Below are 22,171 nucleotides of genomic sequence, written 5' to 3' on the forward strand. Positions count from 1 at the left end.
ATTGGTGCAATAAAACTTTTTATCTAAAGCTTGATTATTCAGGTTATCTTGTGATAATTTTCTTTCTACACGCTCTAAAATACTTAATTTCTATCGACTTACCGTAAATTCAACTGTAGCTGTTGTTATTCACCTAGTGAGGGGGCCGAAGTTAAATTAGCTATTGTTATGTTTATTGCAGCCGAGAAAGCATCGCCAGTTAGAAAAAATTTCGTTTCCAGGGCAATCTTATGAGCAAAATCCGCGCTGTGATTGTTGATCCTAATGTGCCAGGGCGTTTGGCACTGAGTGAGGTGGCTGCACCAAAGCCTGCTCCAGATGAGGCACTAGTCAGAGTAGCGGCAATTTCCCTCAATCGGGGAGAGGTAAAACGTTCAACGACTGCTGAAGCAGGTTGGCAATCAGGTTGGGATTTAGCCGGTGTAGTCGAAGCCCCAGCTGCCGATGGCTCAGGCCCTCCCCAAGGAGCGCGTGTAGTGGGTTTACTCCGCGCTGGTGCTTGGGCAGAACAGGTAGCTGTTCCCAGCAATGCTTTAGCAGAAGTGCCAGCATCTGTATCCTTTGCCCAAGCTGCGACGCTACCTGTAGCGGGACTAACTGCTTATCATGCGTTGATTAAAGGCGGTTCACTATTAGGTCGCTCTGTTCTGATTACAGGTGCATCAGGGGGCGTTGGTTACTTCGCTATCCAATTAGCGCGGCTATCAGGAGCGCAGGTTACAGCATACATTCGCCAAGCTACCTATGAGAATTTTGTTAAAGAAGCAGGAGCGCAAACGGTAGTAATTGGTGAAGACCTCTCCGCAGCAAGTGAGTATGGCCCCTACCATCTGATTGTGGAGTCAGTGGGCGGCAAAACACTGGGAGTAGCCCTCGGTTTATTGGCACAAGATGGCAAAACTGTGCTGTATGGAGTCTCTGGGGGAGCAGAAGTGACCTTTAACGCTGCCCAATTCTTTGGAACTGGTAGCGTGAGCTTGTACGGTTTACGTCTGTTTGATGAATTGAGATTTGAATCAGCAGCAGTTGGTCTCAAAAGGCTTTTGAACCTAGTAGAAGCAGGCCAATTGCATCCGCACATAGATTTAGAAGCTTCTTGGACACAAATAGCTGATGTAGCGCAACAACTACTCGACAGGCGCTTTCCTGGCAAGGCTGTATTGCAAGTATCAAATTGAGCATTAGCATCTGGAATGAAAGACAATAACGATTTCTGGCTGAAAGTGGATCAGCTTGTAGCAACTAGTAATATCAAGATTGAGCGCCCACAAGGAACATCGCATCCACGATATCCAAGCTTTGTTTATCCCCTGGACTATGGATACTTGGAAGACACTCAAGCTGGAGATGGTAGTCCTATTGATGTTTGGATAGGAACCTTATTTAGTAGAACAGTTACCGCTGTCATTTGTAGTGTTGATTTGGAAAAGCGAGATACAGAAATCAAGATACTTTTAGGCTGTACATCTGCTGAAAATCGAAACATCTTCGATATCCATAACAAAGGCTCTCAATCAGCAATTTTATTGGTTCGTGCTGAATAGTTGGTCAATATTTAGCTTTTCGTTATTGCCACAGTTAAACCTAGTTGAGCGTGACTTTTTATGAGCTTAGATTTAAAACTATCAGGTAAAACAGCGATTGTTACAGGAGGAAGTACGGGTATTGGATTAGCTACCGCTAAAGCCCTCTATAGTGAAGGTGTGAGTGTGGCGATCGCAGCTCGTAATCAAGAACGATTAGATAATGCAGTAGCTGACATCCAGTCCCTACCCACACCAGGGGCAAAAGTAATTGCCATCAGTGCCGACCTCACGAAAGCAGAGGATGTTGACAAAGTTGTTTCAACAGCACTGGCACAGTTTGGTCAGATTGATATCTTAATTAACAATGCCGGGTCAGCCCGTGCTGGGTCTTTTCTAGAATCAACTGATGATTTATTTTTGGATGCTTGGAACTTAAAATTATTGGGCTATATCCGCCTAGTTAGAGCCGTCGTTCCCCATCAAAAAAGTCGCGGTGATGGACGGATTGTCAATATAGTTGGCGGTGCAGGACGTACACCTCGTCCTAACTTTCTAGCTGGTGGTACAAGCAATGCTGCTTTGCTCAACTTCACAAAGGGCATTTCTAAAGAGTTAGCCGAGTATAAGATTCGCATTAATGCTATCTCTCCTGGTGCTACAGCTACTGAGCGTGCTGAGACTTTAGCTCGGCAGAACGCCCAAGCGCAAGGAATCACCGTCGAGCAAGTAAAGGCACAAAATATCCAAAGTATTCCTTTAAAAAGAATCGCCCAGCCAGAAGAAATTGCCGCGCTGGCGCTATTTTTGGTGTCTGATTTAGCTGCATCAATTACAGGAACAGAGATTATCGTTGATGGCGGTTCTACCCCTGGTGTTTAGCAGTAGAGACGCTATTAATCAGACGCGATGAATCAGACGCGGTGAATCGCGTCTCTACATTTTGTAAAAACATAAACTTTTTGGAGATCAAAAACATGGGTTCTCAATACTTTGATATCAAACCAGTTGCAGGACGTATTGGTGCAGAAATTATTGGTGTTAATCTGAGTTCTAACCTCAGCGATGACATCATTAGCGATATTCGCAAAACTTTAGTCAAATACAAAGTGATCTTTTTCCGCGATCAGCAACAGCTCGACGCTAATGGACAGATCGCCTTTGCTCGTCGTTTCGGTGAACTCACTACAGCCCACCCCACCGTACCCTCGCTGCCAGAAAACCCAGAAATCTTAGACCTGAATTATGGCCGCACCACTTCCCGCGCCAATAGCTGGCATACGGATGTAACATTCGTAGACCGTCCTCCTCTCGGTTCTATCTTACGAGCGCTTGAAATTCCCCCAAGCGGAGGCGATACAATCTGGGCAAACTCCGTGACTGCGTACCAAGATTTACCTACACATCTGCGTAATCTTGCAGACGAACTTTGGGCAGTACACAGCAATGCCTACGACTATGCAACTGGATTTGACCTACCTGAAGATGTCAAGGCTTACCGGGCTGTCTTCACCTCAACTGTATACGAGACTCTGCACCCAGTTGTACGCATACATCCCGAATCTGGGGAGCGCGGGTTATTCATCGGCGGATTTGTGCGCCAGTTCCGTGGCTTATCAACAACTGAATCAGATGACATTCTTCGGCTGTTGCAAGCTTATGTAACACGTCCTGAGAATACAGTCCGCTGGCGTTGGCAAGTTGGTGACGTCGCCTTTTGGGATAACCGGGCTACTCAACATTATGCGATCGCCGATTACGGTGACCAGCCGCGCCGCGTTCAGCGAGTCACAATTGTCGGCGACCTCCCAGTTGGAATCAATGGTAAACAAAGTGAGGCTATCAAGGGAGATGCTTCTAGCTACAACCGACGTGAGGCAGTGACTGTGTAGTACTTGGGAATGGGGCGAATGTCACGCTTGAAAACGTGAAACCTCGCGCTTGGCAGGGTCTAGTGTTTAAGACAATTAAACTTTAGTTGCGTCAAGGAGTTCAACATTTTCTTGATTTCCCAAACCTGCAACCCCACACCCCACACCCTATCATCCAGTTACATCAAGGGTTTACGCTTAACTGAGTGCCATTCGGAATGGGGCATTGGAGAAGAAAATATGAGTACGAAAAAACAACTTAAACTCGGAGCATTTTTACCCGGTAGTGGTCATCACGTCGCAGCATGGCGACACCCTAACGCCCAAGCAGATGGGGGTTTAAATTTCCAGCATTATAAGCAGCTGGCACAGACTGCCGAACGCGGCAAGTTTGATATGGTTTTCCTCGCAGATGGTTTAGCCGTCTGGGATAGAGGACAAGGAACTGAAGCTTTTAGCCGTTCGGGACAATTTAGCGTTCATTTTGAGCCTCTAACTTTGTTATCGGCTTTGTCTGTAGTGACAGAACGCATTGGCTTGGTAGCGACAGCATCGACAACTTATGAGGAACCTTTTCACCTCGCCCGCAAATTTGCATCCTTAGACTATCTCAGCGGTGGCCGTGCTGGGTGGAACGTTGTGACTTCTTCTGCCGAAGCCGCAGCTCAGAACTTCAGCCGGGAACAGCATTTGGAACACGCACTGCGCTACGATCGCGCAAGAGAATTCTTGGAGGTTACTAGCAAGCTTTGGGACAGTTGGGAGGATGATGCATTTATCCGCAATAAGGAATCAGGTGTTTACTTTACTCCAGAGAAACTGCATATTCCTAATCACAAGGGCAAACATTTCTCTGTGCGCGGCCCGCTGAATGTCGCCCGTCCACCGCAGGGATACCCAGTGATTGTTCAAGCTGGATCTTCTGAAGCTGGACAAGAACTAGCTGCACAAACAGCAGAAGCAATCTTCACCGCCCAGCAGACGCTTGCAGAAGCACAGGCTTTTTATTCTAGTGTTAAGGGCAGACTCGCCAAATACGGACGTTCCCCTGAACATCTCAAGATTATGCCGGGTGTATTTCCGGTAATTGGTAGAACTGAAGAGGAAGCGAAAGAGAAGTACGAGCAACTTCAGGAACTGATTCATCCGTCGGTTGGATTAGGACTGCTTTCCGGGTTGGTTGGCGGACATGATTTATCGAAATACCCCTTGGATGGGCCATTGCCGGATTTACCAGATACTAATGCTGGCAAAAGCCGTTTGCAGCTCATTACTGACCTTGCTCGGAGAGAGAATTTAACGATTAGGCAACTGTATTTGTGGATTGCTGGCGCACGCGGGCATCGAACAATCCTTGGCACACCCCAACAGATTGCTGATCAACTAGAAGACTGGTTCGTTAATGGTGGGGCTGATGGATTCAACATTATGCCGCCTTGGTTACCTGGAGGTTTAGATGAATTCGTGGACTTAGTAATTCCCGAATTGCAACGGCGGGAACTGTTCCGTACGGAGTACGAAGGACAAACTCTGCGGGAAAACCTTGGTTTACTCCGTCCAGAAAACCAATTCAGCAAAATTGTAGAATCTCCTGAACTAGTTAGCGCTGCTACATAATTACACTGAGATAGAATGCTGTAGTTTAGCTAGACTTTATCAGAGGGGCGATCGCACTTTTTTATGAAACTCTTTTACACGGATAAATCCCAATATGCACGCATAGCGCGGGTTGCGATCATTGAACTCAGTTTAACTGAGCGCGTCGAACTGCAAAAAGTCACAGTACGCGATCGCAATAGCGAATTACTCAATTACAATCCCACAGGTAAAGTTCCCACCCTAGCGACTGATGACGGATTCATCTTGAGTGAAACGCGGATCATCGTCAGTTATCTCAATCGCTTAAATCCCGAAATCAAAATTGTCGCTGACGATTCCGACGGATTTTCACAGCAGCTTGAAGGTTTTACAACTGCATTTATAGATGGTATCAGTACGTGGGCAAGAGAGCGTATCTTTCGTGCAGAAAGCGAGCAATCACCAAAAATAATCGAGTTAGAGCGATCACGGGCTTTAAGAATCTTGGACTACTTCGAGAAAATTTCAGATAAACTCGACCAAACTCCTAAGCTTGCTCATATAACCCTCGCGTCTGCACTGGGGCTGGAGATTCGTTTGCCGGAATTGCAATGGCGGCAGAATTATCCTAAAGTTGCACAGTGGTATGATGAATTCTCTGCACGTCCCTCTCTGCAAGAGACGAAACCAGACTCTTAAAAGAAGATTGGGAATTAGTTTGATATCAACTCGTTTAGAATTTTAGGGTAAGGGTCTATTAATTAAAGTCACAGCTTGGCGCTAGGAATTTGATCCCCTCAAACTTCCTTTAGTGTGTCAGTCTAGTGGTTTCGGCAATACAATCAGGTCTTAAGAAACCTTTTTAGCGTGTTGGGCATCCTGACGGTTCTTCTATCCTCATTTTTTTTGACGTTTCACAACGTTACTGTCCGAGTCTTATTTTCAGAACATCTCGTGCTGGGTTTATTTTTACTCGGTGGATATGTTGAACCGAATTTAGAGAATTCATTCTTGCTGATGTTTATGCGAATGCTGCTAGTAGTTCCCCTCATGGCGGCTTTATCATTCAAGCTTTATCCATCTGCTCTTAAAGAATTCCAAGGATTGTTTACTCAAAAACGCTCTTATGTTCTATTGCAAGCGTTAGGCTGTGGGGTACTAATGTTTGTTTATGTTGCCTCACTCTACATCGCTATTGGCTTGATTCCCACTGGAATTGCCCTGACCCTCTTCTTCACTTATCCTGTGTTTACGGCGCTGCTTGCTTGGAAGTTTTTTGGCGATCGCCCTACGCGCTTTCGTTGGCTGGTTATGGGCATTATTCTCGTGGGCGGCGCTCTTACCATTCCTCAATCTTCTGCCAGCTACAGTAGTCATTCTATTGCTATTGGCATTTTCGCTAGCCTGATTGCTGGAATCGTTTACGCCTTTTATAACGTCATCGCCCAAAAATGTTTAGAAAATTTCCATCCAGTTCCTTTCACTTGGATCAGTTTTGCCTCTACCTTGCTGCTCTCCGGTGTGAGCTTACTGTTCTTTTCACCTAAGAGCGCCCAACTTGATTGGACGCCCCTATGGATTGGCAGCATCTTTTCTGGTCTAGTCAGCTTTATTGGTCACACTCTGAACAATCTGGGAATTCGCATGATTGGCGCAACTACCGCCTCTATAATCGGCTCTAGCAGTCCAGCAATGACAGCGCTAGTTGCATGGGTAACCATTAGCGAAACTTTAAACTTGATTCAGAATTTAGGCATTGGTATTGTCACATTTGGAATTGCGTTACTGAGTGGAGAAAGTTTGATTAAATCACTCAAAATTAGGGGTTAAATTTGGGTTTTGGCATTGAGTATTTCGTAATTTTATAAGACTTTATGTAATGCAACTTATCCAGATTACAATTTACTTTTTTAATTACAAATTATGTTAGCTTAGCCCATTACGAATTACGAATTACGAATTACGAATTAATATATGCCTTTATCTGCTGTTCTTTTTGATTTAGACGGGACTTTGACAGATCCTAAGCTTGGTATCACTCGCTGCATACAGTATGCTCTATTTGAACTTGGCTACAGTCCACCGGATGCTGATGAATTGCATTGGTGTATTGGCCCGCCACTGAAAGACAGCTTTTCGCAGTTACTAAAGACCCTAGATGGCACAGTAATTGAACAGGCAATTTTACTATATCGTCGTCGCTTTGCCACTATAGGATTATTTGAAAACTCCATTTATCCCCAAATTACAGCAGTTCTAAAAGCCATTCGTTTTGCTGGTTATAAAACTTTTGTTGCAACTTCAAAACCATATATTTATGCTATGCAAATTATTGAATATTTTGGTTTATCTTTGCTTTTTGATGGTGTTTATGGAAGTGAACTTGACGGAACACGGAGCATAAAAGGTGACTTAATTCAGCATATTTTATTAACAGAAAAACTTTTACCCTCTACTGTAGTGATGGTAGGCGATAACTTCGTTAAGCTTCGCTAACGCTCACACGACATCATTGGAGCCAAACATCATCATATTGCTTCAATTGGCGTTACCTACGGCTATGGAACTGAAGAGGAATTAAAAGCTCACGGTGCTGATTTTATTGCCCATTCTCCAAATGATATTCCCAAATTAATAATTCATAATTTGTAACTCAAAATAATGCCACCATCTTTAACCTTTATCCATAGCTTAATTCTGTTGAGTACCGCCTTCATCGCAGGTGGACTGAATGCTGTAGCAGGTGGTGGAAGCTTTATTACTTTTCCTGCACTCATCTTCACAGGTGTACCGCCGATCGCAGCTAATGCTACAAATAATACTGCGATTTGGGTGGCTGCTCTCGCAAGTGCTGGAGCTTACCGTAAAGATTTGGGCATCCAGCGGCAGGTTTTTGTACTCTTATGTGGTATCAGTTTAGTTGGTGGAATTATTGGCTCTGTAGCTTTATTACATACATCATCAGATGTATTTAGTAAACTGATTCCCTATTTATTACTGGTGGCAACACTAATATTCACCTTCGGCGATGCTCTTAGAGGTTGGTTGCAACTTCAGAATCAAAAGTCATCACCTGAGTCTATATCTTTATTTAATCTGGCATTGGCTCAATTTGCGATCGCTATCTATGGCGGTTTCTTTGGGGCAGGTCTAGGAATTTTAATGCTGGCGACTTTATCGTTTTTAGGCATCAAAAGTATTCACACCATGAATGCCTTTAAAACATTTCTGGGAAGTTGTATCAATGGAATTGCGATCGTCCCGTTTATTTTTGCGGGTGTGATTGCTTGGCATCAGGCAATTTTGATGGCAGTCGCTGCTTCTTTGGGTGGTTATTTAAGCGCTCACTATGCTCGTAAACTTGAACCTCAATTAATTCGTAAATTTGTCATAGTTGTTGCCTTCAGCATGACCGCCTACTTTTTTATTCACGGTTAAGGCAAAAAAAGGGGGACAGAGGATGCATAATCAGCCATATCACTAAAAACTGGTAACAACAATGACTACAGTAAATGACCCTGCTGTTGTAGCTGAAGTGACTGATTTGTACCTCCAGTATGAAGAAGCTCTTTGTAACAACAATTTGGAGGTGATGGATAATTTGTTTTGGGATGCGCCAGAAGTAGTGCGTTTTGGGATCACAGAAAATCTCTACGGCGGCGATGAAATTCGTAACTTTCGCGCCTCCCGACCGAACCCAAAAATAGAGCGAGAAATCTCGAATCTTAAAGTTGTCACATTTGGTAATGATACTGCAACTGTGACCTTAGAATTTCGCCGCATCATTAATGGTGTAGAACGTTTTGGGCGACAAAGCCAGACTTGGTACAAATTTGCCGAGGGATGGAAAGTGGTTTCTGCTCATGTTTCATTGTTACCTGTCTGAATTTTAAAACGATGACTAATATTACTGAAATTGCTCCGGATATTTATCGCATCTCAACTTATGACTCAAAGATAGACCTTCAATTTATCCAGTTTCTAGTAAAGGATGAAGAACCACTATTATTTCATACGGGTTTGAAGGGAATTTTTCCACTGGTACGTGATGCAGTTGCAGAAATTATTGACCCATCACAAATTCGCTGGATTAGCTTTAGCCATTTTGAAGCAGATGAATGTGGTTCGCTAAATGAATGGTTATCGATTGCACCAGATGCTCAGACAGTCTGTAGTCCTGTAGCAGCTTTTGTGAGTGTAGAAGATTTTGCTATTCGTCCGCCAAAAAGCCTGCAACATGGGGAAGTGTTGAATAGTGGTAAATATAGTTTTAGCTTTCACCATACACCCCAAGTTCCTCACGGTTGGGATGCAGGACTTTTGTTTGAAACAACCCATAAAACACTCTTATGCTCAGACCTCTTTCACCAATTTGGAGATGTGGAACCCATAACTGAGTCTGATGTGATTGAACGGTTCCGTAAAACAATTGTTGGTTATGAAGCCAGCCCTTTTCCTAATTACATACCTTATACAACTCATAGCAATCGCATTCTCCAAGAATTGGCAGCACTCCAGCCGCGTACACTGGCTACTATGCATGGTTCAACCTTTGTCGGGGATGGTGAACGGGCATTGCAGGATTTAGCAGTTGTGCTACGAGAAGTTTTGGTCAAGGATTAGATATGACAATTTATCAAGCGATCGCTTCTATTCCCACATTAATACAACAAGCGCAAACCCTAGCTACACAACTTGAGTTTTCTGAATCCTCGCACCCGGAAGTTGGTCGCTTGTTATCTGTCCTCACCAGCCATATCATACAAGGTCAGATTGCTGAAATTGGTACTGGCTGCGGAGTTGGTGCGGCTTGGATTGCAAGTGCATTACATCCAGATACTACATTTATCACTATAGAGAGCAATCGCGATCGTGCTACTCTTGTCCAACAGCTCTTTAGCTACCAGTCTAATGTTCGCGTACTTCAAGGCGACTGGCACGATCTACTTATTTATGCTCCCTTTGATTTGATATTTGCCGATGGTGGCAAAGCAAAAGTCGCAGAACCTCAAACATTGATCAATGCTCTCAAACTTGGGGGCTTGATTGTACTCGACGACCTCACACCCGAAGAATACTGGCCTCCAGAATGGCAAGGACGCACAGATCCAGTAAGAGAATTTTGGCTTAAAGATTCTCGTATTGCTGCTACAGAAATTCGAGTGACAGCAAAAAATGCAGTGATTCTAGCAACGCGTATTTATTGAGTTAGAAATGATTACTGCAACAAGCAACCGAAAAGAGAGGTTGAAATATAGTGAATTCATTTAATTGGACTCTATTAAGTTCTAAATATTTGGTGCAAGATAGATGGCTTTCACTACGCGCTGATACCTGTCAAATGCCAAATGGATTAATAGTTGAACCTTTCTATGTTCTGGAATATTCTACATGGGTAAATATCGTCGCAATAACTAAAAACCAGGAAGTTGTTTTAGTTAAACAATATCGCCACGGTATACAAAAAACAGTTTTAGAATTACCAGGTGGTTCTATGGATTCACAGGATAACTCTCCACTGGAAGCAGCAAAACGTGAGTTATTAGAAGAATCAGGATACACTAGCAGTAATTTTGTTGAGACAGGTATAATCTCACCTAATTCAGCAACACACAATAATTTAATTCATTGTTTTTTAGCAACAGATGTTGAACTTGTAGCTGATTTAAAGTTAGACATTACAGAAGAAATTGAGGTATTATTGTTACCCTTAGAAGAGCTAATTAAAAATATTGATAGTGGAATTATTCTACAGGCATTTCATATTAGCTCATTATTTTTTGCTTTAAAAAAACTTGGTAAAGTGCAATTTTATTAGTTAGTTAACTATATTTGTCTTTACCAATAACCATTAAGAAAGGATAAAATACTATGGCTTCAACAATTTCCTTCGACCGAGTTTCTGATATTTACGATGCAACGCGGGGACTACCACCTGGAATTTCTGAGCAAGTAACTGACGCTATTCTCAATATTGTTTCACCAAAAGACGAAACTAAATTTTTTGAAATAGGTATTGGTACAGGCAGAATTGCTATACCAATTGCCAAAAGAGGCTATTCATACACTGGTGTAGATATCTCAGAAAAGATGTTAGCTGAATTGCACCGCAAGCTAGAGGGTGTGTCTTACCGACTCACAGCTATTAAGGGCGATGCTACTTCTTTGCCTTTTGAAGATAACTCTTTCGATGTCGCATTAACAGTTCATGTGCTTCATCTAGTTTCTGCTTGGAAGCAAGCTTTAGCAGAAATTCGGCGCGTCCTCAAACCAAGCAGTAGTTATCTCTATACTATTGAATCTAATCAGGCAAATAAAGATAGCAATCAGGGTAGACTTGATTTTCAACGACGTTGGGAAGAAATCATCGCCGGCTATGGTTATCCTTTACCGCGTTACGGTGCAACAGAAGAAGAGGTGTTAACAGAACTACGCGCCCAAGGTGCAACTTTAGAAACAGTTATTGCAGCTAAATGGAAATCTGAACTAACTGTAAACAAATTGCTGCAATATTATCAGAATAGGGTTTCTCGTCATAGCTGGCATCTTCCTGATGATGTTTTCACTAATGCATTTAACGATTTACAAAAGTGGGCTTTAGAACACTATGGTTCTCTGGATTACGATTTATCAGGTGAAACTCAATTTAAGATTGTTGTAGTTCGTAATTGGGCATAGGGCATTGGATGGGTTAAACTTCATCTCCCACTCCCTGCACAGACGCGTAGACGCTCGAAGAGCGGCTTCTCGTAAGAGTATAATCGCGTCTTTACCTCTACTCCCCAGTTCTTAGCAAATAACTCAACGTCTTCACCAAAGTTTGATTTTGTTCATCAGTACCAACAGTAATACGTAATTTATCCTCTAGTCCTGGTTGCTTGAAGTAACGGATTAAAATTCCTTGCTCCTTCAGTTTCTGATAGAGATATTCGGCGTTTCCTTGTGGAGGCTGTGCCAGCAAAAAGTTAGTTTGGGAATCCCAAAGATGAAAACCTAATTGTTTCAAGTCTTTTGCTAGCTTAATCCGTGATGCCTTAATCTTTGCTACACAAGCATTTTTATAGGTTTGGTCAGTAATCGCAGCTGTTCCAACTGCACAGGCGATCGCATCAATGTTATAACTATCCTTCACCTTAAACAACCCATGCAACAATTTGGGATTCGCCACCCCAAAACCCAACCGCAATCCCGCTAAGGAATATCCTTTAGAAAGTGTACGAATTATGATCACATTTTCGTATTCTTCAACCAAAGCCAATGCATTTTCTTCGGCAAAATCTACATATGCTTCATCAATTACTAAAACCCCTGATAATTGACTCGCTAGTTTTCGGAGGTCATCGATTGGTACTACATGACCCGACGGACTATTGGGCGAGGCAATAAATGTTACAGATCCATCAGTAACAATTAGTTCTTCTAGAGGCAAACTGTAGTCATTGCTGTAGGGAATCTCAATAATTTCCGCAGCCTGCATCTCAGCTAATGTACGATATAGCACGTAAGTTGGCATCGGATAGACTACTTTTCGCCCAGGTTCTGCACAGGCTCGAATCACCACACTCAACAATTCGTCACTGCCATTTCCCACAATGATCCAATCGCTAGGAACTCCTAGAACTTTACTTACAGCTTGCCGAAACTCACCACCCAATGGTTCGGGATATCGCCGTAACCACTCTCCATCGATATTTCGCAGCACAGCAAGTGCGTCAGGAGAAGGAGGATATGGGTTCTCATTGCTGTTGAGTTTGATGATTTTTGTCCCGCGTTGTGGTTGCTCACCAGGGACATAGCTAGCCATTGCATCAATATTAGAGCGGAAGTAGTTGGTCATAGTGCACTTGTACTGAGCTTTGTCGAAGTATGGGGCATAGGGCATGGAAAGAATGGATTTTCAATTACAGCAGATTTAAAGGTGATTAAGTACACAATACAAGTCTCATGGTTACTGAGCGTAGTCGAAGTAAAGTCAGGTATAAAGCCTGTTTTTCTTCTGAATTCTGACTTCTGTTAGCGTAGCGGGGCGCAGCCCATTCTGACTTCTGAATTTTGCTGTAATTCCAACCTTCAATTTCTGAGGATATCGTTTTTTCGTCTATATCAAAAATAGGGTGTCAAAATGCCAGATAAATGGAATCCAGAACTATATGAACAATTTCAAGCCGAAAGAAGTCGCCCGTTCTACGACTTGGTAAACATGATACATCGGCAAGAAAACTTAAGAGTTCTGGATTTAGGATGTGGAACGGGAAAGTTAACGAAGTATCTGCATGAAACCTTAGCAGCACAAGAGACCTTGGGAGTAGATGCTTCCGAGAAAATGCTGCAAAAGGCTCGTGAGTTTGAGGGTGATGGACTAAAGTTTGAGCAAAGACAAATTGAGGAGAATCCGGGAGAAGGGCTGTTTGATGTAGTGTTTTCTAATGCCGCATTGCAGTGGTTAACGGGACATGAAGTGTTATTTGAGAAGTTACGGACAAAACTACGACCTGGAGGGCAGCTTGCTGTACAAGTACCAACAATGGACAATGAGCCAGTCCATAAGATAGCAGTTGAGACTGCAAAGGAATTTAGTCAGGAATTGAGGGGATATGTGCGGCGTTTAGAAGTCCTTTCTCCAGAAGCCTACGCTAGATTGCTTTATAAATTGGGCTTTGTGAAGCAAGAAGTAAAGCTGCAAATTTATGGTCATGTGCTGCCATCACGAGAAGCCGTAGTGGAGTGGTATCGCGGAACCCTGCTAACAGCATATGAGTCGCAACTGGATGCCCAAACCTATGAGCGATTTGTAGAACGGTATCGAGAGAAATTGTTTGACTTGCTAGAAGATGAGCGTCCGTTCTTTTTTCCCTACAAACGCATCTTAATGTGGGGGCGTATTTAAAATTTCCAATTAACTCTCAAGGAGAGATTTATGACTACAACAATTTCATTTGACCGAGTTTCTGATATTTACGATGCAACGCGAGGATTACCGCCCGGTATCTCTGAACAAGTAACTGACTTTATCATTAAGTTAGTTTCACCTACACCAGATACTAAATTCTATGAAACGGGTATTGGTACTGGCAGAATAGCTGTACCAATTGCTAAAAGAGGCTATTCATACACTGGTGTAGATGTTTCTGAAAAGATGCTAGCTGAGTTACACCGCAAGCTAGAAGGTGTATCCCATCGGCTGACAGCAATTAAAGCGGATGCTACTTCTTTACCGTTTGATGATAATTCTTTCGATGTGGCATTGACAGTTCATGTGTTTCACTTGATTTCTGCTTGGAAGCAAGCTTTAGCTGAAATTCGGCGGGTTCTCAAGCCTGGTGGTATTCTGCTCTACACTCACGGTCAGGCTAACTCTACTAGTGCTGATTCAGATTTTAATTTACAAAGGTTGGAATTTATTGAGCATTGGAGAGCTATTTTGGATGGTTACGGTCATCCTCTACCACGCTACGGCGCGAGTGAAGAAGAGGTATTAACAGAGTTGCAAGCACAAGGCGCGACTTTTGAAATCCAAATTGCTGCCCAATGGCAAGTTGAAGACACTGTAGGCAAATTGTTAGAAAACCAAGAAAACAAAATCCAAAGTGCAGCTTGGGCTATCCCTGATGATATTTTTACTCGTGCTGTGAAAGACTTGCGGGAGTGGTCTTTGCAACGCTACGGTTCACTAGACTACATCTTGCCCCAAGAACGCCAGTTCAAGATTGTTGTAGTACGTAAGTGGGCTTGAACCAGTTGGGTTGAGGACGCTTTAACTACTTAATTTGAGTGGTAGGCAAATGCATTGGCTTTTACCTACCTCTATTTGATTGAGATTACAACAGTGAAAAAATGGGATATGAAGCGAAACTTGGGTAAGGGACTTCCAGAGAATAAAATATACATTTGTAGGGTACGTTGTCGCCAAGCGCCGCACATAGAATTTTTAACTACATCTATATCAAATTTATAGACATTTAATTTTTCTCGCCGACTTACTTTGCGCTGTACTTTCGCTTCAATTTGGTGGAATTATTAAAGTTTTACATATCTACGTTTTTTCATTCGTTATAACTTCATAATCTAAGTATTTAAATGAAGTTATCCTGAAATAAAATATATTGATAAGTTATAAGTTCGGTAGTTTTTCCTACTTTACAAATTTAAGAACAAGATTCCATAAAAATACTGAGTTTTACTCCCTAATCAACTGATTAGGGAAATATTATTGAAAATGTGAGAAATAAAGTCTTGGAATTCATTGCTTAAAAGACTCACTAATCTATAGAGCTTATTAACGATATGCAAAACAATTTTTTTAGTTTACAAAAGTCCTCTTTATTAGCTGCTGCAAGTGTTGCATTTGCATCTTCTGTGATGTTATCAAGCTCGGCTCAAGCCTTCAGTATCTCTTTTGATTCAACTAGTTTGTCTTCTAACAACCCTGCCACTGGTGCCTCTGCTAAAGTAGATTTCAGTTTTTCTCAGATTGATCCGAATAAAGTTTTGCTTAATCTGAATCTCGTAAATACTACTGGTCAAATTCCTTCTTTTGGTAAAGGAGCAACTCAAGCAACTTTAGTTGGCTTTGGATTTGATCTACTAAATAACATCAGTTCATTCACCTACAGTCCACTATCAAGTACCTTTACACAGCTTTACGGCGATCAATCTTTAACATCTGCTACTGTACAGGGTGAAGCGAAACTAGAACCCTTTGGTACATTTGACGTTGGTATTCGCTCTTCAGGTACAGGAAACTTTACTGGTGGTAATCCCCAGACAGGTGTAACAGCAGGTCAATTTACTAATGTTAGCTTTACTCTAAGTGGTAGTAACCTCAATGCTGCCAATCTTGAAAGCGCATTCCTAAATGGATTTCAGTCTGGCACGCTACGGGCAGCAGCTCGTTTTCAACAGGTGAGTGGGCCTGGTTTTTCTGGTGCAAGTGACAAATTGTTAGGGGGTACTATCTCCAACGGAGGGCCAACATCAGTACCAGAGCCAACAACTTTAGTAGGTATCGGTTTAGTAGCTGGAGCAATAGCAATGTCACGTCGTCAACAGGCTAGCAAGTCTGCATAGTTTTGAACTGTCGAAGGTTTTTAGCCGCCACTGAGATTTGTTCAAAGTTGAGGTTGGAACTACAATTGTGATTCCAACTCGTTTTTTATCTACTAGTACAGCACGGCGTAAATAAACCATCCATTGAGAATACCTGAAACCTTTGTGAAAACTTAATTACGAATTACGAATTACGAATTTCGCGTAGCGGTACTAGTCATCTGAAGGATCTATAAGATTTTCTACCAAGCCCTGGCGAATATAATTTTATTCACCAGGCTTAAGTTGATACTAATGGTGTCCAAAGCGAAAGCACACTCTGTTATTCGAGTCAAAAAATCAGTAGTAGCTGCCTACAGTTGTTTCAATGAGTAGGCACAGCTACCTTTGCGTGTTTGTTAACGTAATCTACAAATAATTGCCTCAGCCGGGGATTAACGCCAGTGTGTTCAAAGAACCCAAAGCCTAGTTTCCGAGCCTTTGCTAAGGTTTGCTCTGGTGTTAATCCTTCTTGAATGGCTATACTCAACAAGGCAATTCCTGTTGAGCGCATACCTGCTGCACAATGCACAATAGCTGGTTTAGGTATCTCTTCAAGTATCATAAGAATGTTGCTGATCGACTCCTCACTCAAGTCTTCTAGTTTCAGCGGGGCATTGACGTAGTACAGCCCCAAGGTTTCTACCACCTGTTGCTCATCCTTAGAAAACCCTAGTTCATCTGGCGATCGCAGATTCAGAACTGACTTAAAACCTTCTTGGATAGCTTGCTTAATCTGTTGTGGTATGACTTGTCCTGTTGTTGTCAAGTTTTCATTAATCCTAATTGCGTTGATCACATTTACTCCTTTTGGCTCTCTAATCTCTTCCAACTTGATAAATGCTCTAGTAAGCAAGCTTTGACAAGTTATTTAAATAAACAAAGCAATATTCGACAAAAATCAGAATATTTCAATTTATTTATCCTGAAATTGCCTTTTTTGGAGGTTCACTATTTTATTGCTTATCTAATAATATACGGTTTGTCGATAGACTTTTAGGTGATTAAAACAAATTATACATTTTTTCGATAGGATTACAGTAGTTTATATTTCAGATAATCATTTGTTGATAAGGACGTACATCTCTTGCTCGGGTGACAACTGCTAGCCAAAAGCTTCAGGAAACAAGGCGGCAGATTGTCCAACAAGTAATTACCCAATTGCAAACCACTAGTATCAAGTAAAATAGTTCAGATAGAGGCTTATTATCAAGTTTGTAAACTACTTATAACCTCTTTAAAGAGGTTATCGGTGATGCAAGTTAATTCAACTATTACCCTGTCCACTAAAATTGATATTCTTATACCAGAAAGTCAAATGAGCATATCATTTGAATGCCAGCCCAGAAACTATGAGCGCTAACGAAATATCTCTTCGACCGGCAGAAACAACAGATGCGTTGGTGATAAATGCAATTCATATTGCTGCTATAAAAGCCCTGCCTGCAACCTTTTACACTGAAAAAGAACTCCTAGCTTGGCGTAATTACCGTGAAAAGCCTGATGGTTCAAATATCTTGAAGAGTATGAAACTTGAAAGTTTCTGGATTGCTGTCGAGCGTGATGTAGTCACAGGATTTACAAGTTACATTGTTGATGAACTTATTGGGCTATATGTCCATCCTAAATATCAAGGTAAAGGAATAGGACGCGCTCTAGTAAGACATTTTTGCAACGAAGCGAGCGATCGCGGTATAGATAAGGTGATTACAACCGCTAGTCTTTACGCTGAAGGTTTTTATTTACGATTAGGATTTAGTGCCATTAAAAGAGCGCCTCATCATTTAAGAAGTGGCATTATTGTTCCAGTTACTAAAATGAGTAAGACATTAGCTACAGACTTCCAATCTATTCCAATTTAATACTCAATGAATATGGAACGTATAAAATTCATAATTTATCCATTATACGCAAACACCAAGAAGTCAGTGCCTTGAGCAGTGAACTCTGCTACCTTGCACATACCCATCTTACGATGGGCCTGAAGTGATGGCTCGTTGTTCGCTTTGATAAATAGTATTCCTTCACGCTCAGGCAAAAGATTCCGCAACTTTGCAAACATTGCCCCAGCAATACCTCGCCCTCGCATAGTTTCGTCTACGCATATAGGCCCATATAAATAAGCATCTTTAGTCCCTGGATAGACTTGTAACATTGCCCTCACAGTTGGTAGCTTTGCAGCCGTCTTTTGCCAACTCAGCAAGAATCCTACTACTTGTCTATCTTTGCGTGCAACAACGCTCGGCAAGTCGGAGATAGTCATCACCACTGCTTCACGCTCAAGACGACCTAATAACATACCGCCATGTTCAGCGTCATTCGCTTCGCTTAACTTCAGAATTCCGTCAACATCAGAGAGACTAGCACGTTCAATCACGACATCATCGAGATACATACAGTCTTGACTTAAGTAGGGTAAACACTTCTAAGAAAGAACTTTTCTTTTAAAAGAATAACAGAGTCAAATCAATTAAAAATTAAAAATGTAAAATTAAAAATTGCAAAAGCTCCGCTAACGCGGAGCTTTCGCTTTAGCGATACGCGGACTCGCTATTAGTGGGGGCAAGCCGCTAGGAAGTAGTATACCGTCGCAAGCCGATGCTACTGATGGAGACAAAAAACGAGTGTCGATGAGTAAAATACTATTTAGACAAGCGTTTCCTATTTTATTCCAACGAGAGTGATTAAATAGGATTAAGCAAGCAGCTAAATTAGAGTTAAAAGCGAGTGGACTTGAGTGCAATGAGAGAAAATAATATCGAGATTAAAGGTTTTCATGCTCATATTTACTATGATGCTGCTAGTCGTGGTGTGGCAGCCCATGTCCGCGAAGAATTAGGCGCTAGATTTGAGGTGCAGCTTGGGAGTTGGCATGATAACCCTGTTGGCCCACACCCTAAAGCTATGTATCAATTAGCCTTCTTACCGAATCAATTTGCTAATGTCGTTTCATGGTTAATGCTCAATCGTGGGGGGTTGGATGTCTTAGTTCATCCTGAAACGGGGGATGAAGTCGTAGACCACACAGATCATTCCCTGTGGTTAGGAGAAAAGTTAGATTTAAATATTGAGCGTTTGAAAAAATACGTGCAAGCTAGAACAAGTTCTGAAGTTTCATAACGCAGATTCTTATTTCTTTCATATCTTATCCCCATGCCCACGCCAGATTTTAGCATTATCAATCTCGTCCCTATCGGTGTCGGCTTTGGCATTATTACCCTAGTAGCAATTTACTATCTTCTGCATCAGGAAGTGACTAAACGGCAACGGGCAGAAGTGGTGCTGCGGCAACAAACTGAACGAGAGCGATTGGTAAACCAGATTGCTCAACATATCCGTGAGTCTTTGGATTTAGATGAGGTTCTGACTACCACTGTTGCAGAAGTCCGAGAGTTTCTCCAGGCAGACAGGGTGCTAATTTATCGCCTCTGGGAGGATGGTACAGGTAGTGCAATTACAGAAACAGTTTTACCTGAGTATACAAAAATTTTAGGAGAAACTTTTCCAGCAGAAGTGTTTCCTAAAGAATATCATCAAGCATATTCATTGGGAAAAACCCGTGCGATCGCTAACGTTGAGCAAGCAGATGTCGAACTATGTCTGGCAGACTTCGTTAAACAGTTTGGTGTCAAAGCAAAGTTGGTAGTGCCAATTTTGCAAGAAAACCGGGAAGCAGATCAGCAACGAAATAGCGAAACACTTCCTTGCGAGCCTTATCTTTGGGGATTATTGATTGCCCATCAGTGCAGTTACCCCCGCAAATGGGAATCTTGGGAAGTTGAGTTGATGAAACAACTCGCAACTCAAGTTGCGATCGCTATCCAACAATCAGAACTTTATAAACAACTACAAAAACTCAACGCTGAATTAGAAATCCGTGTCCAACAGCGTACTCAAGAATTAGCTAAAGCCAATGTTTCTCTACGAGCAGAAATTGCTGAACGTCAGCGCACACAAGCCGCCCTACAAGCTCTAATTACTGCCTCTCCCCGCGCCATTTTCACACTTGATTTAGAAGGTAATATTAAAATCTGGAATCCTGCTGCTGAAAGGATGTTTGGCTGGCTAGAAACAGAGGTAATTGACCGTCCGAATCCGATTTTTTTAGATGACCAACTAGAAGAATATAACACCCTTCAGCAGAGCATATTGCAAGGAACAACATACACCACAATAGAATTACGATGTCGGAAGAAAAATTGCAGTTTTATCGACATCATATTCTCTGCTGCACCATTGCATGATAGCGACGATAATATCAACGGCATGGTAGCAGTGATTGCTGACATCACACACCAAAAGAAGCAAGAAGAACAAGTTCGGCTTTTACAATCTGTGGTTGTAAATACAAACGATGCTGTAGTTATCACTGAAGCAGAACCGATTGGCGAGCCAGGCCCACATATTATTTATGTTAATGAGGCATTCACCCGAATTACGGGTTATAGCTTAGAAGAAGTTTTGGGTAAAACGCCTCGTATCCTGCAAGGAGCGAAGACAAGTCGGGCTGAATTAAATAAAGTCTGGGCTGCGCTTTCTCGTTGGGAATCAGTCACTGTTCAACTAATTAATTACCGCAAAGATGGCTCCGAATTCTGGAATGAATTTAGTATTGTACCCGTTTCTGATCAAAGTGGCTGGTATACTCACTGGATATCGATACAACGTGATATTACAGAGCGCAAGCAAGCTGAACAGGCATTACGTCAAAGCGAGGAGCGCTTCCGCTCTTTAATTGAAAATGCATTAGATATTGTCAAAATTTTAGATGTGGATGGTTGCATTCGTTATGAAAGTCCTTCCGTAGAAAAAGTTTTAGGTTATCCTGCAACAGAATTAATTGGCAAAAACTTATTAGATTACATTCATCCAGATGATTTTGCTAATACTTACTATAGCTTTACTCATGCCATTCAAAGTTCAGAAGTTACTGCTCCGATAGAGTTCCGCTGTCGCCATAAAGATGGCTCGTGGCGTATGTTAGAAGCTATTAGTCAAAGGTTTTTAGATAATGCAGCAGATACTAGAATTATGGTTAACTGTCGCGATATCACAGAACGCAAACGCCTAGATGAAATTCGCATGGCATTAGAGCGTGAAAGAGAACTCAGCGCTCTCAAAACACGTTTTTTTTCAATGGCATCTCACGAATTCCGTACTCCTCTTAGTACTGCTTTAGCAGCTGCCCAATTGTTAGAAAACTGTCAAGATGAATGGGATAACTCTTCTAAACGGCTGAGAAACTTGCAGCGAATTCAACTGTCTGTAAAAAATCTAGTTCAAATGTTAGATGATATTTTAACCATCAATCGTGCTGAAACTGGAAAACTAGAATTTAATCCTAAATTGCTAAATTTAGAAGTATTGTGTGCATCTTGTGTAGAAGAAATACGCCTGAGTACAGATGAGAAGCATACACTTACATTTGCTTGCCAGGGAAAAGCTGTTCCTGCTTGCATGGATGAAAGATTATTGCGTTCTCTTTTATCTAATTTACTGTTAAATGCTATTAAGTATTCTCCTCAAGGAGGCACTGTTCATTTGTCTCTGGAGTTTAAATCAGATACAGTAGTTCTCCAGGTTCAAGATCAGGGTATTGGAATTCCGCTAGCAGATCAAAAGCAGCTTTTCGAGCCGTTCCACCGTGGCAAAAATGTCAAAAGCATTCCTGGTACAGGATTGGGATTGGTTGTAGTTAAAAAATGTGTAGACTTACACCAAGGTTATATCAATATCTTTTCTGATATAGGAATTGGTACAACTTGTGCAGTTACTTTACCATTAGATGGGTGTAGGGGGAAAGTTGTCATTTGATGATCAAGCATTGTACTATGACCACTTCAAGTAATCAAAACAAGCAGTAAATAAAATGAAAACTAAGTTAATTTTTAGGTGGCAGTTTATTATTTATTGATAATAGCGCACAAACTATTGCCCCTAGCATATAAACAATAGATGTTTCAGCATCCTTGAAAACTAGAATATAAAAAATAGAGAACACTACGAAGAAAATTACTGCTATTTTGAGCATAAAATCTAAAAATATTAACTGTGACTCACTAAGAGGGCAAAGTCTGAAAAAAGAATACAGAATCTAGAATGCAGAATTCAGAA

Annotated in this window: 23 protein-coding genes; 20 read left to right on the forward strand and 3 right to left on the reverse strand. The window is 41.8% G+C overall.

Features of this window, described 5'->3' with window-relative positions; all coding sequences use genetic code 11:
- The first annotated feature begins 230 nt into the window (after window positions 1–230).
- The 14 genes from WKK05_RS03210 (at window position 231) to WKK05_RS03275 (ending at window position 11,650) form a co-directional block, all read left to right on the forward strand.
- The gene (locus WKK05_RS03210) at window positions 231–1,178 is read left to right on the forward strand and encodes a zinc-binding dehydrogenase (RefSeq protein WP_341528367.1); all 948 of its coding nucleotides are present in this window, start codon (window positions 231–233) and stop codon (window positions 1,176–1,178) included.
- A gap of 15 nt (window positions 1,179–1,193) precedes the next feature.
- Complete coding sequence (locus WKK05_RS03215) at window positions 1,194–1,544, forward strand: inorganic diphosphatase (RefSeq protein ID WP_341528368.1); 351 nt, start codon at window positions 1,194–1,196, stop codon at window positions 1,542–1,544.
- 60 nt (window positions 1,545–1,604) lie between these two features.
- Window positions 1,605–2,405 (forward strand): SDR family oxidoreductase, encoded by an 801-nt coding sequence (locus WKK05_RS03220; protein ID WP_341528369.1) that lies wholly within the window; start codon window positions 1,605–1,607, stop codon window positions 2,403–2,405.
- Window positions 2,406–2,500: 95 nt separating this feature from the next.
- Window positions 2,501–3,415, forward strand: a complete 915-nt coding sequence (locus WKK05_RS03225) for a TauD/TfdA family dioxygenase (RefSeq protein ID WP_341528370.1) — start codon at window positions 2,501–2,503, stop codon at window positions 3,413–3,415.
- Between the two features lie 219 nt (window positions 3,416–3,634).
- Window positions 3,635–5,011: an LLM class flavin-dependent oxidoreductase gene (locus WKK05_RS03230; RefSeq protein WP_341528371.1), complete on the forward strand. Its 1,377-nt coding sequence runs from the start codon at window positions 3,635–3,637 to the stop codon at window positions 5,009–5,011.
- Between the two features lie 63 nt (window positions 5,012–5,074).
- Window positions 5,075–5,671: a glutathione S-transferase N-terminal domain-containing protein gene (locus tag WKK05_RS03235; RefSeq protein WP_341528372.1), complete on the forward strand. Its 597-nt coding sequence runs from the start codon at window positions 5,075–5,077 to the stop codon at window positions 5,669–5,671.
- A 207-nt stretch (window positions 5,672–5,878) separates the two neighbouring features.
- Window positions 5,879–6,802 (forward strand): DMT family transporter, encoded by a 924-nt coding sequence (locus WKK05_RS03240; RefSeq protein WP_341528373.1) that lies wholly within the window; start codon window positions 5,879–5,881, stop codon window positions 6,800–6,802.
- A gap of 144 nt (window positions 6,803–6,946) precedes the next feature.
- Window positions 6,947–7,468, forward strand: coding sequence for an HAD hydrolase-like protein (locus WKK05_RS03245; protein ID WP_341528374.1), 522 nt, complete (start codon window positions 6,947–6,949; stop codon window positions 7,466–7,468).
- A 165-nt stretch (window positions 7,469–7,633) separates the two neighbouring features.
- Window positions 7,634–8,410: a sulfite exporter TauE/SafE family protein gene (locus WKK05_RS03250; protein WP_341528375.1), complete on the forward strand. Its 777-nt coding sequence runs from the start codon at window positions 7,634–7,636 to the stop codon at window positions 8,408–8,410.
- Window positions 8,411–8,471: 61 nt separating this feature from the next.
- The gene (gene hpxZ, locus WKK05_RS03255; protein WP_341528376.1) at window positions 8,472–8,858 is read left to right on the forward strand and encodes an oxalurate catabolism protein HpxZ; all 387 of its coding nucleotides are present in this window, start codon (window positions 8,472–8,474) and stop codon (window positions 8,856–8,858) included.
- A gap of 11 nt (window positions 8,859–8,869) precedes the next feature.
- On the forward strand, window positions 8,870–9,595 hold the full coding sequence (locus WKK05_RS03260) for a hypothetical protein (protein ID WP_341528377.1): 726 nt from the start codon (window positions 8,870–8,872) through the stop codon (window positions 9,593–9,595).
- A gap of 2 nt (window positions 9,596–9,597) precedes the next feature.
- Window positions 9,598–10,179, forward strand: a complete 582-nt coding sequence (locus tag WKK05_RS03265) for a class I SAM-dependent methyltransferase (RefSeq protein ID WP_341528378.1) — start codon at window positions 9,598–9,600, stop codon at window positions 10,177–10,179.
- A 50-nt stretch (window positions 10,180–10,229) separates the two neighbouring features.
- Window positions 10,230–10,790, forward strand: coding sequence for an NUDIX hydrolase (locus WKK05_RS03270; protein WP_341528379.1), 561 nt, complete (start codon window positions 10,230–10,232; stop codon window positions 10,788–10,790).
- A gap of 53 nt (window positions 10,791–10,843) precedes the next feature.
- Window positions 10,844–11,650, forward strand: a complete 807-nt coding sequence (locus WKK05_RS03275; RefSeq protein ID WP_341528380.1) for a class I SAM-dependent methyltransferase — start codon at window positions 10,844–10,846, stop codon at window positions 11,648–11,650.
- 97 nt (window positions 11,651–11,747) lie between these two features.
- On the opposite strand, the gene hisC is transcribed toward WKK05_RS03275, so the two are convergent.
- On the reverse strand, window positions 11,748–12,809 hold the full coding sequence (gene hisC, locus WKK05_RS03280) for a histidinol-phosphate transaminase (protein ID WP_341528381.1): 1,062 nt from the start codon (window positions 12,807–12,809) through the stop codon (window positions 11,748–11,750).
- 285 nt (window positions 12,810–13,094) lie between these two features.
- Between hisC and WKK05_RS03285 the strand changes: the two genes are divergently transcribed.
- The 3 genes from WKK05_RS03285 to WKK05_RS03295 all read left to right on the forward strand — a co-directional run bounded on the left by WKK05_RS03285 (window position 13,095) and on the right by WKK05_RS03295 (window position 16,039).
- Entirely contained in the window at window positions 13,095–13,859 is a 765-nt protein-coding gene (locus WKK05_RS03285; RefSeq protein ID WP_341528382.1) for a methyltransferase domain-containing protein, read from the forward strand.
- Between the two features lie 30 nt (window positions 13,860–13,889).
- Window positions 13,890–14,705, forward strand: coding sequence for a class I SAM-dependent methyltransferase (locus WKK05_RS03290; protein WP_341528383.1), 816 nt, complete (start codon window positions 13,890–13,892; stop codon window positions 14,703–14,705).
- A gap of 551 nt (window positions 14,706–15,256) precedes the next feature.
- A complete protein-coding gene (locus WKK05_RS03295; RefSeq protein WP_341528384.1) occupies window positions 15,257–16,039 on the forward strand; it encodes a PEP-CTERM sorting domain-containing protein in 783 nt (260 codons plus the stop codon).
- A gap of 343 nt (window positions 16,040–16,382) precedes the next feature.
- Here WKK05_RS03295 and WKK05_RS03300 read toward each other — a convergent pair whose 3' ends face one another.
- Window positions 16,383–16,856 (reverse strand): sulfur transferase domain-containing protein, encoded by a 474-nt coding sequence (locus tag WKK05_RS03300; protein ID WP_341528385.1) that lies wholly within the window; start codon window positions 16,854–16,856, stop codon window positions 16,383–16,385.
- Window positions 16,857–17,409: 553 nt separating this feature from the next.
- On the opposite strand from WKK05_RS03300, the gene WKK05_RS03305 reads away from it, so the two are divergent.
- Window positions 17,410–17,919, forward strand: a complete 510-nt coding sequence (locus tag WKK05_RS03305; RefSeq protein WP_341528386.1) for a GNAT family N-acetyltransferase — start codon at window positions 17,410–17,412, stop codon at window positions 17,917–17,919.
- A gap of 35 nt (window positions 17,920–17,954) precedes the next feature.
- On the opposite strand, the gene WKK05_RS03310 is transcribed toward WKK05_RS03305, so the two are convergent.
- Window positions 17,955–18,452 carry a GNAT family N-acetyltransferase gene (locus WKK05_RS03310; protein ID WP_341528387.1) on the reverse strand — a complete coding sequence of 166 codons (498 nt, stop codon included), beginning with the start codon at window positions 18,450–18,452 and terminating at the stop codon, window positions 17,955–17,957.
- A 347-nt stretch (window positions 18,453–18,799) separates the two neighbouring features.
- Between WKK05_RS03310 and WKK05_RS03315 the strand changes: the two genes are divergently transcribed.
- Together WKK05_RS03315 and WKK05_RS03320 are read left to right on the forward strand one after the other, a co-directional pair.
- Window positions 18,800–19,177 carry a DOPA 4,5-dioxygenase family protein gene (locus WKK05_RS03315; protein ID WP_341528388.1) on the forward strand — a complete coding sequence of 126 codons (378 nt, stop codon included), beginning with the start codon at window positions 18,800–18,802 and terminating at the stop codon, window positions 19,175–19,177.
- 33 nt (window positions 19,178–19,210) lie between these two features.
- Window positions 19,211–21,871 carry a PAS domain S-box protein gene (locus WKK05_RS03320; RefSeq protein ID WP_341528389.1) on the forward strand — a complete coding sequence of 887 codons (2,661 nt, stop codon included), beginning with the start codon at window positions 19,211–19,213 and terminating at the stop codon, window positions 21,869–21,871.
- Window positions 21,872–22,171: the final 300 nt, after the last annotated feature.

This window comes from Nostoc sp. UHCC 0302, assembly GCF_038096175.1.
Taxonomy (GTDB): Bacteria; Cyanobacteriota; Cyanobacteriia; order Cyanobacteriales; family Nostocaceae; genus UHCC-0302.